The 12,403-nt window shown below is 43.4% G+C and carries 11 protein-coding genes; 6 read left to right on the top strand and 5 right to left on the bottom strand.

The features are described from left to right. The first annotated feature begins 147 nt into the window (after positions 1-147). Positions 148-558: a hypothetical protein gene (locus F1644_RS11555; RefSeq protein WP_118304568.1), complete on the top strand. Its 411-nt coding sequence runs from the start codon at positions 148-150 to the stop codon at positions 556-558. Between the two features lie 54 nt (positions 559-612). Here the strand turns inward: F1644_RS11555 and F1644_RS11550 are convergent, their stop codons facing one another. Together F1644_RS11550 and F1644_RS22735 are read right to left on the bottom strand one after the other, a co-directional pair. After that, complete coding sequence (locus F1644_RS11550) at positions 613-939, bottom strand: hypothetical protein (RefSeq protein WP_087419083.1); 327 nt, start codon at positions 937-939, stop codon at positions 613-615. A gap of 10 nt (positions 940-949) precedes the next feature. Then, positions 950-1,114 (bottom strand): helix-turn-helix transcriptional regulator, encoded by a 165-nt coding sequence (locus F1644_RS22735; RefSeq protein WP_368660536.1) that lies wholly within the window; start codon positions 1,112-1,114, stop codon positions 950-952. A 582-nt stretch (positions 1,115-1,696) separates the two neighbouring features. Between F1644_RS22735 and F1644_RS11545 the strand changes: the two genes are divergently transcribed. Further along, entirely contained in the window at positions 1,697-2,008 is a 312-nt protein-coding gene (locus F1644_RS11545) for a helix-turn-helix domain-containing protein (RefSeq protein WP_229128141.1), read from the top strand. Positions 2,009-2,133: 125 nt separating this feature from the next. Here the strand turns inward: F1644_RS11545 and F1644_RS11540 are convergent, their stop codons facing one another. From F1644_RS11540 to F1644_RS11530, 3 genes are all read right to left on the bottom strand, one after another. Then, positions 2,134-2,934 carry a nucleotidyl transferase AbiEii/AbiGii toxin family protein gene (locus F1644_RS11540; protein ID WP_087419081.1) on the bottom strand — a complete coding sequence of 267 codons (801 nt, stop codon included), beginning with the start codon at positions 2,932-2,934 and terminating at the stop codon, positions 2,134-2,136. Then, positions 2,931-3,734 (bottom strand): type IV toxin-antitoxin system AbiEi family antitoxin domain-containing protein, encoded by an 804-nt coding sequence (locus F1644_RS11535; protein ID WP_118304680.1) that lies wholly within the window; start codon positions 3,732-3,734, stop codon positions 2,931-2,933. The genes F1644_RS11540 and F1644_RS11535 overlap by 4 nt, the downstream gene beginning before the upstream one ends. Before the next feature lie 63 nt (positions 3,735-3,797). Continuing rightward, positions 3,798-4,325, bottom strand: coding sequence for an RNA polymerase sigma factor (locus tag F1644_RS11530; protein ID WP_118304566.1), 528 nt, complete (start codon positions 4,323-4,325; stop codon positions 3,798-3,800). 109 nt (positions 4,326-4,434) lie between these two features. Between F1644_RS11530 and F1644_RS11525 the strand changes: the two genes are divergently transcribed. The 4 genes from F1644_RS11525 (at position 4,435) to F1644_RS11510 (ending at position 12,401) form a co-directional block, all read left to right on the top strand. After that, positions 4,435-5,463 carry a FecR family protein gene (locus F1644_RS11525; protein WP_118304565.1) on the top strand — a complete coding sequence of 343 codons (1,029 nt, stop codon included), beginning with the start codon at positions 4,435-4,437 and terminating at the stop codon, positions 5,461-5,463. Between the two features lie 142 nt (positions 5,464-5,605). Next, a complete protein-coding gene (locus F1644_RS11520; RefSeq protein ID WP_229782350.1) occupies positions 5,606-9,049 on the top strand; it encodes a SusC/RagA family TonB-linked outer membrane protein in 3,444 nt (1,147 codons plus the stop codon). Positions 9,050-9,068: 19 nt separating this feature from the next. Further along, positions 9,069-11,000, top strand: a complete 1,932-nt coding sequence (locus tag F1644_RS11515) for a RagB/SusD family nutrient uptake outer membrane protein (protein ID WP_118304564.1) — start codon at positions 9,069-9,071, stop codon at positions 10,998-11,000. Between the two features lie 54 nt (positions 11,001-11,054). Beyond that, the gene (locus F1644_RS11510) at positions 11,055-12,401 is read left to right on the top strand and encodes a DUF4959 domain-containing protein (RefSeq protein WP_118304563.1); all 1,347 of its coding nucleotides are present in this window, start codon (positions 11,055-11,057) and stop codon (positions 12,399-12,401) included. Positions 12,402-12,403: the final 2 nt, after the last annotated feature.

The following is a 12,403-nucleotide window of genomic DNA, read 5'->3' as shown; positions in this document are numbered from 1 at the left end:
TTTTTATGCCAAAGTTAGTGATATTTCCGGTTTCGAGGGACAATATGACTGTTTTTCCTGGTATGGCATTTCATTTGTAATAGTGAAATCAAGAGTGATAGCTATAGGTGAGATGGATAGGAGTTTAACTTTAAAATGTGAGATATTATGAAACGTGTAAGTTTAATTTTTCTTTTGCTAGCGGGAGCGTTGTTCTGCGGGTGTAAGGATAAGGTGAAAACAAGTGATTCTGGGGTTGTTGAGGCGAAGTCCACAACAATTGCTGAATCGAGTTCTGTGGATACTTTACGTCATCCCTGTCGGGGATGTCTGGATACGATTACTGAAATCCCGTATGATATTCCGGCACAGCGATTCGATGAAACGGCACAGGCTTTGGCTCATGCCACGGGATGTTTTATCGAGACGGATTTGGCAAAGACGGGTAGCGTGAAAGTAAATGCCGTGAAAGGTAAAATGAGTATCCGGGATGCGATTCGCGTAGCAATTAAAGGTACGAAACTGCAAATCACGGAAGAAAAACCGGATCGTCTGAAAGTAGAGATTGTTGAAGAATAGGCGTTGCAAAAATCATCAGCTCCTTGTTGGGGTTCTCCGGGAGAGCTGATGAAGTCAATCAAAATTATCTTTTACCATTTGTTCTCCGAATAGCCGGACTCGTACTTCCCGGATGCGCTGGTCATAATGTGCGTGGGGGAGTCCTCCTTTTATAGCCATCTGTTTCATCGCCGAGTATTGCTTTATTTCTATTTCTCCCACCCGGCAATCCTGTAAGCTGAATCCTTCTTTTGTTGCTCTTTGGACAAACATTTTATGGGCTCTTTCGAGACAGGCAATCGCCTCGGTACATTGCTGCTGGATGGGGAACCCATCTTTTTCCAAGGTTTCGATCTCTACCAATAGATCGTGCATCCGTTGTTTGTTCTCTTCTTCTGTCATGGTGTGATATTTAATTATTCCTCAGAAAACGGTGTAAACGCTCTTGATAAGAACGCTTGTGTATTTGCTTTCCCGTTTCTATACTTTTGATGATCTGCGGACTCAAACCGGTATAATCTGCCAAATCCTGTTGAGTCAGACCAAGTAAAGCACGACGGTTCTTTAATAAGTTGATAGAAATCCATAGTGCAATATATTTCCCTTTTAGTGCAAATTTACGATAAAAACGGGATAATTCAAATGTTTTTGGACAACCCCAATTTATATCCTAATCTAACCCAGATAAAGTGGTAATCTAATCGAGATAATCTCACTTAACCAGAGCTTATTCGAAGCTTTCACAGAGCTTAAATATTGTGGAATGTGGGAGCTACGTGTAAGCTTCGAGGGTTCTTCGAATAAGTGGGATTATTTGGGAAACTTCTCCTTAGGTTCTCTTTAGATTCTCTACCCCTGCCTAATTAGAGTTTTAACCTCGTAATAACATTGTGATAATACTGTAATAATCTCACGGGACCGTTATACCGTCCTTTCAGCACCATTTCCTGTATATTGGGAATGGGTTATGAAAGGACGATGAAAGAAAGAGGAAAGGTCCAAGGGAGATTATAACTATAGTAAAAGGGGGGCTTATCCCTATTTTATCCCTGTTGATGTTTTCTAATAATAAAAACGGATGAATCATTGATTTTTGTTCACTAATTAGTTATCTTTGTAAAAGCGAAAATACTTGTTATGGCAGAAAAAAGAGAATAAAATGATGAGTAATGATGAATTGAAAGCAATAGGATGTACTCCGATTGAGGATTTAATCACGGAAGATTTTGGTGCTATCGGGACGGAAGAACGTAATGAATTTGAAAATGGTTGTGAGGCATTCATTATAGGGGAACAATTAAAAGCGGAGCGTTTGAAAGCGGGTATGACGCAGGAGCAACTTGCAGCTAAAATAGGAACAAAAAAAAGTTATATTTCCCGTATCGAAAATGGACATGCAGATATTCAGCTTTCCACGTTGTTTAAGATATTTCAAGGGCTTGGACGTAAAATTAGTTTTACTATAATGTAATTTCATAAATTCCTTGTTCCCAAACGAGGTGAGTAGTTTATTACTTCACCATATGCTTCCATAAAATAAGAATCGCCTCCCGGCGTTTGTTATAGACGGTTTGGAGGGCGAGGCCCAAAAGTATATTATCTGGTCCAAGAAAGTCTATCAATGAGCCTCTCTTTCACAACTAGATATGCCTCTTGGGGGTTGAATGAAATCTCCGGTCGCAGTAATAATTGTGAGTCACCAAGGAAATCTGGATCTTGTATTTTCTCCTCCATGTTGAGAATAAATTGTTTGTAGGTGGGTGGCTGTTGTACTGTAAACCTCATATACTTGTGATAGCAGCGAATCACGTCATCTGGATTTACATCCGTTTGTTTTAATGCAACGTACAGATCAAATAAATCACGCCCTTTTTTTCGTTGATAGAGCGCACGTAATTTCGTCCCCAATAATTCAGCAAATTGGTAGGTAGTAATCTTACAGGAACCGGAAAACCATTTATTTCCGACCGAGAAAGGAACTTCTACCAGGCCCATTTCAGTGAAATGCTCAAAGCAGTTTATCTCCAGTTTCAAACGAATCGGCATGACGGGAGGTATTTCGGATTCCATACGAAATAGCATGGTGTTATTATATCGTTTCTGTTTTGTTACTTTATTTGGCATAAAATCAAGAACTTCGCCTAGTCGGGACATGATGGATTTTATGGGGCCGGCAGTTATTTGTACCAGATCAATATCTTCACTATATCGAGGCTGGGGGGAAAGATATAATTTATGAAGAGCCGTACCTCCACGGAAAGCCAGTTGATTTCGCAGAAAGTTATCGTTAAAAATAGCCACGAGGCAACGTGAAATCAGTAAATCCTGTTCCACTTGAGCATTGTCCGTCCAAGGTACTTGTGCACCCCATTCTTGTATCGCTGATCTGTTTATCATATATCGTCTATTTCTATTGTTTGATTAATAATAATTTTCCATTTGTTGTTTCGTTTGTTTCCACGGATGGGCAGACAATGTGCAAGAGGTGTATAGCCGAGCTTTTTGTTTAGTAGACATAATTGCTGATACAGCATCTCGGCCTGTTTTGTCTCTTCCAGTATATAATCCAATATATATCCGAGTCGTTGAATCGATGTTAATGAGGCTGTCTGAAATAAAGTATTTGAGTTTTTGGAGAAGTCGATAGTTTCTACTAATTCAGAAAGAACTGTGGCGGCAACGGACAATCCTCCTACCTGATGCTCGAATTGTACGAGGTCAACAGCTGTCAATTCAGCTGATGAATAATGAATTATCCCGGTTTCGGAATTCTTGCTGCAAAGTAAATTTTCGGGAATATCTTTTCTATAATTCCAAACGATAAGGTTGTTTTTCCGTGCAGATGTTGTTACCACGGGGCGTAAAGTCGTGACAGAGAAACGTTGAGGGCGCTGGTGGGCTGCACCATGAATCTCCGCTGCACTGAGTAAACTGATATAATAAGGTTTAGCGAGATATTCCATCAGTTGGTCGATATAATAAGTGGGGGGGACGATACCACGAACTGAATATTGTATCGGAATCACGGTATAAAAGCTTTTGTAAACTGATTGGATAATTTTTTGCCTTGACAGACGGTACAACTCGTTCATGATATGTTGTTCGGGCATGTCACTAAAATTGACTTTTACATCTCGATATGAGAATGTGGGCTTACCAAGGCTTTCTTGTTGTTTTATCCAATTTCTTATAGTCATATCAATATAATTTGTTGTAAAGATAATCATTTTTTGATTAGGGTTGCAATAAATTATGGACAATTACTTCACCATATGTTTCCGTAAAATAAGAATCGCCTCCCGGCGTTTGTTGTAGACGGTTTGGAGGGCGAGGCCCAGTTTCGTGGCGATCTCTTCGGGTTTCCAGCCTTCGAGGTACATGCGGATAACCGTGGCGTGATCATCGGGCAGGAATTTTAGTGATTCATACAAGGAATGGAATAGTTCCACTTGCTCGATGTCTTCCGAAAATTCGTTTTCGACTTTACTCTCCAGTTCGAAACGTTGCTGGTATCCCAGATGCTTGATTTTATTCTTGTAGGCATTCTTCAACGCGATAAAACAGAATGTTTTGATGTAAGGGAGTGACGGGAATTGAACGGATTCCCGGAGCCATATATCGGTGAAAATATCTTGGATAACGTCTTCTGCCGGAAGATTCAACGGGTTGAAAATGTGGGTCGCGTATAGGTATAATTCTCTATATATCATTCGATAAACGATACTAAACGCTTTCGGGTTTCGCCGATTAAAAGATTCCAAAAGGATAATATCGTTCTGTTTTGACATACATCCAATATAGGTTTATTTGTGCAAATGTAAATCTTTTTTGAAAAAAATCACTTTTCTACGGTAGTTTTTCCTGTTTCAGTTTATATATGTGTAAAAAGATATAGACATGAAGACTGAAAAAGATATAGAAGAAATGCTGGATAACGTGAAAATCCCTTCGGATGAAGAGGTTGAGGCCGCAGGGGTGCGATTCGATCGGCGGCTGCGTCGTGTGAGAATGCGCCGTCGGATCATTTGGAGCGGGAGTTCCGTGGCGGCGGTGTTGTGTTGTGGGTTCGTGTTCGCCTCGTTGTGGGTACATGAAAAGGAAGAAATGCCTGAGGCGACAAAAGTAGTCAGCGTGATCAAGATGGATCACGAGTTTGCCGTGCCGACATTGATTCTGGCGGACGGGAACAGTTTGAACCTGAAAGAGAAAAAGATGGACTCCATCGTTCAGAAATCGAATATTCAAATCGCGAATAACCATATCATGTATGATACGGCAAGGACGGCTCGCGAAATTGCGTACAACACTCTGATCATTCCTGCCGGGTTCACGTATAACGTGACGCTTGCTGATGGGACAGAGGTAACGTTGAATGCCGGGAGTCGCTTGAAATACCCGGAAGAGTTTGTCGGGGATTTGCGGGAGGTGGAATTGTCGGGGGAGGCTTATTTTAACGTGACGAAGTCGGGGCAACCGTTCGAGGTCAATATTGATGGTTCTAAAATCCGGGTTTACGGGACCCGGTTTAACGTGAAGGGACGCCAGCAAAAGACGGTCGAGACCGTGTTGATCGAGGGGAAGATTGGTTTTAAATCTCCCGGTCGTGACGAGATTCAAGTTGTTCCCGGAGAGCAGGTCGCTTATAACGTGGGGTCCGGTGATATTAAAGTGGAACGTGTGGACGTGCAATATGCCACGGCGTGGCTGGATAACGTGTTCCGCTATCGGGACAAGCCTTTGGATCTCGTGCTGGAAGATATTTCAACTTGGTACGGGGTCGAGTTCGAGACCCGGACGGAATTAGCCCGGATTGAAGTAACCATGAATTTGAGTAAAGAAACTCCGATTGACGAGGTGATTCAATTCCTTGAAGAAATGACGGATTGTAAATTTATAAAAGAAAGGGGGCATTACATCGTGAAGTAAAAAACAACAAGTAAAAAAATTATCCCGCTAGGCAGGATAATTTAGGGTAAAATCGCTATCGTATAAAATTGAGCCTTTATCCATAGCGACCATCAAACAGTAAAGTGAATTTACTATTTAATTAAATTAGTACGACAAATTTATGCAAAAAAATCACATGGGCGGTATCTCTATCGCTAAAAAAATTGTGTTGTATATATTCTTGGTATTTACGACACTAGGAGCTATACCTAGGGACACGTACGGGGCGACATCTTGTGTGTTTCAGGTCATCCAGAAGAAAGTAACCATTTCGATGAAAAATGCCACGCTGGAAACCATTCTGGTCGAAATCAACCGGCAATCGGGTATTGATTACGGCTTCCAAAGCAACGGGGTGGTGGATAAAAACCGACGTTTCACGTTGGAGGTAAAAGATGTTACCGTGGACGAGGCCTTGAAGATATTGTTGAAAGACAGTCCTTATGATTATGTACTCGAAAAGAATCGGGTCGTGATCGTAGAGAGAAAGGTCAAACCGGTACAATTGATTGCCGTGACCGGGCGAGTTGTAGATGAAAAAGGAAATCCCATTCCCGGGGCTACGGTATTGATTCAGGGAACTACTCAGGGTGTGGCCACGGATACCGAGGGACGTTACATGATTAACTCGCGGCCGGAAGATGCCTTGCGTTTCTCGTTCATCGGTTACAAAACGGAAGTGGTGCCGCTTAAAGGAAAAACGAAATTAAACGTCCGTTTGAATCCCACGGCGGAGAATATCGAGGAGGTAACCGTCGTTGCTTTCGGTGAACAGAAAAAGGAAAGCGTGGTATCAGCGATTACTACCGTAGATGCAAAAACCTTGAAATCTTCAAGTAGTGACCTGACCTCTCAATTTGCCGGAAAAATTGCCGGTATTGTGGGATGGCAGACGGGGGGTATTCCCGGTGCGTTGACGGAAGAGGAAATGAATACCAAATTCTACATCCGGGGTATTACCTCTTTCCAGACCAATGCCAACATTGACCCTTTAATCCTGATTGACGGGGTGGAGTCATCCAAGTTGGACCTTTCCCGCATGACACCGGAGGACATTGAAACCTTCAGTGTAATGAAAGATGCATCGGCAACTGCCATGTATGGAGCCCGCGGTGCGAACGGGGTTATCCTGATCACCACGAAAAAAGGACAGGAAGGTAGCGTGTATACATCCGTTCGTTACGAGGCGGTGTTAAGTATGCCGACAAAAGAAATCGAGGTGGTGGATCCTATCAATTACATGAAGATGTACAACCAGGCGTTGTTGGCTCGTAATCCGGATGCCACTCCGCAGTATAGCGTGGAGCGTATCGAGCGTACAGGGTCAGATAAATATCCCTCTTGGGTATATCCGGCGAATGACTGGTATGATATTATGTTCCATGATTATTCCATCAACCACCGTGCCGGGTTAAATATCCGGGGAGGTTCCCGTTTGGTACAATATTACACATCCGTGAATTACGTGCGTGACGAGGGTATGTTGAAAACCGATCGTCTGAACCAGTTTAAATGTAATATTGAAAATAGTACTTTCTCTTTCCGTACAAATTTGAATATCGATTTGAGTGCTGGGATTCGTTTGAATATTAATACTTCGGCGAATTTGGATAAATACCGGGGGCCTTATGCCGATGTGTCCAGGGCTTATTACTTGGCTTTTAATGCCTCTCCGGTAGATTTTGCACCGACTTATCCGGCGGACGAGGCTTCGAATTGGCCGCATATCCGTTTCGGCGGGGTGAACACGGAAACGGTTAACCCTTATATGACATTACATCAAGGGTACAAGGACCGTCGTCGTTACTCGGCTGTTGCCCGTGCGGAGTATATACACAACCTTTCAACCCTTCTTAAAGGGCTGGAGTTACGGGCTTCCGTTTCCATGAACCAGACAGGGTATTACGTGAATGCTTATAAAACAACGCCTTACATGTATGCCTTGAAAGATTATGATTTTGAAACCGGAGTACATCAATTGGATGCCCTGAACAGCAACAAGGCTTCAAGAACATTGGAAAAGGATAACGATGAATCCAAAGCTTCGCAATCCACACAAATGAGTTACGAGGTGAGGGGATTGCACGTAGCGGCATGGGGAGAACATCAGACCAGTTTGACGCTTGTGCTTAACGCTCAGGAGACAACCACGTCTGCAACAGCCACCGTGTTGGATGGTATTCCGAATAGGAACTTGGGCTTGTCCATGCGTGGGACCTACGGGTTTAGGGACAAATATTTTGCGGAGGCCAGTTTCGGGTATAACGGGTCTGAACGTTTTGCTAAAGATCACCAATTCGGTTTTTTCCCCGCATTAGGTGGTGCTTGGATTGCTTCCAAGGAGAGATTTCTTGCCGATCATACAGCACATTGGCTTTCTTTCTTGAAATTCCGTTTCTCATGGGGTAAGGTCGGGAATGACGGTGTTATTAAGAATCCGCGTTTCACCCATCTGCCATTATTGGATTATGATAGTACGGTAGACCCGTCTCCAAGTGGACAATCCTTGACAAGGCCTTTTGTGGCTTCTTATCCTAACGAGAAACTCACGTGGGAAATTGCCGAACAGAGTAATATTGGTATTGAAACCAGATTTTTCGGTGGTATCGTGGAGATCAATGCCGATATCTATCAGGAAGTCCGACATAATATTTTGGATTACCGTTACACGATGCCATCGACTACCGGTTTGGAGAAACCGCAAATTGGAAACGTGGGTAAGGCCCGTTCTCGCGGTATCGACCTTTCGGGTAAGATACAACACGCCTTTACCCCGGATTTGTGGATGATTCTGAACGGAACTTTCACGTATAGCAAGGCAACTTATAGGAAGATTGAGGAAGCCACGAGCAAACCGGTATGGCAGCGGAGAGAAGGGCATGAATTATCACAGCAAATCGGTTATATTGCCGAAGGCCTTTTCCGCGATCAGGCGGAAATCGACAACTCCCCTACCCAAGGAGGAGATATTATGCCGGGAGACATCCGTTATCGCGATATAAACGGTGATGGTGTGATTGACGTGAATGATGCCACGTACATCGGGTTCCCGACGACTCCCCGTGTGATTTATGGATTCAGCGGTTTCTTTAATTTCAAGAATATCGAGTTCAGTTTCGCTTTCCAAGGATCCGGGAAACGGGCTTTCTTTATGAACCCCACGAGTATCAGTCCTTTTGTGAATAACCGGGCGATGCTGAAAGCCATTTATGACGATCATTGGAGTTCCGATAATATGACGGAACGTCCTTTCTGGCCTCGTCTTTCCACGCAATCTATCTCCGTACACAACCCGCAGGAAGCATGGAGTGGAGCGGAAGAACGCAGATCGACTTATTTTATGCGCGAATGTAGTTTCTTGCGTTGTACTTCCATCGAATTGGCTTACAATCTTCCGCGGGAGTTTTTGCAAAGGCTGAAGATGCAGACTGTAAAATTTTACGCTCGTGTCAATAATCCCTTCCTGATCACGAACTTCAAGGTATGGGACGTGGAATTGGGGGATAACGGTTTTAACTACCCGATCCAGCGTACCTGGTCGATAGGCTTGAACGTGAGTTTCTAATTTAAACCTATATATAACAATGAAAAAATATTTATTATCAATACTTTGTGGTATTCTTCTGCTCCCCGGGTGTAACTACCTCGATATGGTGCCGGAGAAAGACATTGAAACGATAGAATCGATTTTTGAACAACGTACGAAAGTCGAGAGTTGGTGGAAAGGGCTTTATGGCCAATTGAATTTGTTGTTTTCCGGTTTTGAGGATAATATTGCTTATTTGGGAGCGGATGAGTTTGTTACCTGTCAGGAATTGTATTCTTCGACTCTCTATCATCTTGATGGGTTAAAGGTGGCTGACGGTCTTCAGATGTCTCAAAATCCTTACGGTTCAATATGGTACAAAATGTATGTTATCATCCGGAATTGTAACATATTTCTTGAGAACATAGACCATACCTACAATATGAGTGACGACGACCGGAATTGGTGGAAGGCTGATGTGAAAGCAATAAAAGCCTATATTTATTTTGAACTGGTACGCCATTATGGACCCATTTGTCTGATTCCCCAGAATATGCCGGTGAATTTACCGGTGAAAGATTATCAGTTACCTCGCCAGCATGTGGATACCTGTTTTAAGGAAATCATTAATTTACTGGACGAAGCGATGGAATATGTGCCTAAACGCGGTCAGAGAATATCCAATTACGAGCATACGTTCTGCCTCGAAGCGCTGTATGCACTAAAAGCTAAAACGTTGCTTTATGCTGCTTCTCCTCTTTTCAACGGGAATGCATTTTATTCCGACTTTAAAAATAAAGACGGAGAGTTATTGTTTAACGCCACTTATGACAAAAACAAATGGTTATTGGCCGCCGAGGCTGCCGACAAAGCGGCGGAAATGTGTGTCGAGGGCGGTTTGACCTTAATCTCGGGTGCATCTGGGAAAAGTACCAAACTGTTGAATACGATGTTGGATATCGAGAATATGACATTTTCTCGCTTTAACAACGATGAGTACCTGTTAGAATGGAAATATACGACTTCGCATTATAAATATTTTCTGCCGCGTTTGATTGGCGATGAGGATAATTACGATTCTCAGGCGTTAGGTTGTCTTTCACCCTCCATGAAGATGGTGGAGATGTACTACACGGAAAACGGATTGCCCATAGATGCTGATATTACATGGAACTATGCTAATCGTTACAAATTAGGTTCCGAAAGTAGCCCGGCGTATGAAGGGGTGATCCCGATGAATACCGCGGTGGTGAATCTTCATCTTCGTCGCGAACCTCGTTTCTATGCCTCCATTGCGGGAGACCGAATGTACTGGCAGCGTGGAACCAACACGGCGAATAAAGACTACAACCTGCTTGTGAAAGCCCATAAAGGAGAAGAGCCGTGGGGTACGCAATATGATTTCATTGTCAGCAATTCATGGCAGAATATTAACGGATACTGGTTGAAGAAGCATTTATTCTCATGGTTTAATACTCTAGGATATGCCAATAACCTGCAAAATAACGAAACGGCAGCCATTATTCGCCTTGCCGAAGTATATCTTATGCAAGCGGAGGCGTGGAACGAGTATCTTGATGCTCCGGACAGCCGGGTGTACGACCCGCTTGACAAGGTGCGCGAACGTGCCGGGATTCTGCCCGTAAGGGAAGCTTGGGGAAGTTATTCCAATAATCCGACTAAGGTGACCACGAAAGTCGGCATGCGGGATATTATCCGTCAGGAGTATAATGTAGAATTTGCTTTCGAGGGACATCGCTATTGGAATCTTCGCCGCTGGTTGATTGCCCACCAGACGATGAATGAAAAACAATACGGTTGGAATGTTATCGGGACGACGGACCAGGCATTCTATAACTATGAAACCGGGCCGGTTGTCGTGTGGAGCAGTAATAAGTTTGTTGCCCCGCGGGATTATCTAGCTCCTTTCGATGCAGAAGAAATACTGATTTCCGGTATGGTTCAGAATCCGGGATGGGGTGGTAAGTAAATGATGGATTTACGATTATGGATTGTAAATTTTAATCTTTAAAAAGACAGAACGATGAAAAATACGATTTTCTTATTATTATTTGTATTCGGCTTGTTTGCCTGTGAGGACGATGATTCGATTTTCGAATTATCCACGGACGGGTTGGAGGTCAAATTCACTCCGGTAGCCGGAGGGGCGATGATGTATTATAAATTGCCGAATAACAGCGATATCTTTGCCGTGAATGTCCGTTATAAAAACTGGCAGGGACAGGATGTATTAAAAACCAGTGGTTATAGCGGAGACTCGCTCCTGCTGGATGGGTTTACCCGAGGTCTGGAAGGGATAAATGCCCGGATTTCTTTTGTCAATCATCACAACGAAGAATCGGAGGCATTGGACTACCAGTTTACGACGTTGGACAGTGCGCCTTGGTCTTTCTTTGACGATCTGATCGTCAGATCATCGTGGAACGGTTTTCAAGTGATTTACAAAAGTCCTTCGGTGGTTACCGGGATGGTACATATCTTTTATTTAGGAATTAATCCGTTGACACAGAAAGAGGATACGATCCTAATGCAGAGCTTGCCATTGTCTCAGCAGGGGGATACTCTTAATTTTATACAACAACAGGAAAGATCGAGTAATACGATTATTGTCCGTACGGAGGATTTTCAAGGCTACCGTGTAAGACAGGAAATTTACCCGGACATCGATGCCTTCCGGGCAGAGCAGTGGCCGATGTCTGCAAGTGACTTTAATGACTTCGGTATGTCGAGGGACAGTGATAAGGCTAAGACTGGAGTGGAATATCTGTTTGATGGGGAGTTGAAAGGATTGGAACGCTTGATCGCCTCTGCTTATGAAGACAAGGATGCACGTACAGGGACGGAAGTTTATGGAGCTTATCTTGCCGGTCCTTATTCTTACGGAAAACCGATTATTCTTGATATGAGGGAACAGAAGACTCCCGCTTGGATTCGTTTGTATTGTCTCTATCCGATACGTGCCAATCATGCCGTTTATCCTGCAACATGGGGAAATGTGTGGGTCGGTTCTTATGAAGACAAAGTGCCGTGCAGGGTGGCTGTATATGGAAACAGCACTTCCGATGATCCGGACAACGAAGGATGGGTATACTTGGGAGAGTTGAATCAGAAGCCCGAGCGTAAGTACGTGACTGAAAGATGGTCATATCTTACGACAGACTTCTACTCAGCCCCGAAAGATGTGAATGAGCTGGAAACGAAAGATCCGATTTACGTGGATATTCTGTTTCCTCCCGAGAACAACACGTATCGTTACCTGAAGGTGTTGGTGCTCGACACGTTCGACACATCGAAAACGGACGATATAAATCGTAATCTGCAGGAATATTTTACGTTACAGGAACTAGAAGTTTATGTGAAAAAGAATTAAGT

It is taken from the genome of Butyricimonas paravirosa, assembly GCF_032878955.1.
Lineage (GTDB): Bacteria > Bacteroidota > Bacteroidia > Bacteroidales > Marinifilaceae > Butyricimonas > Butyricimonas paravirosa.
Note: the sequence above shows the minus strand (reverse complement) of the source record. Positions and strands in the feature narration are given on the sequence as shown.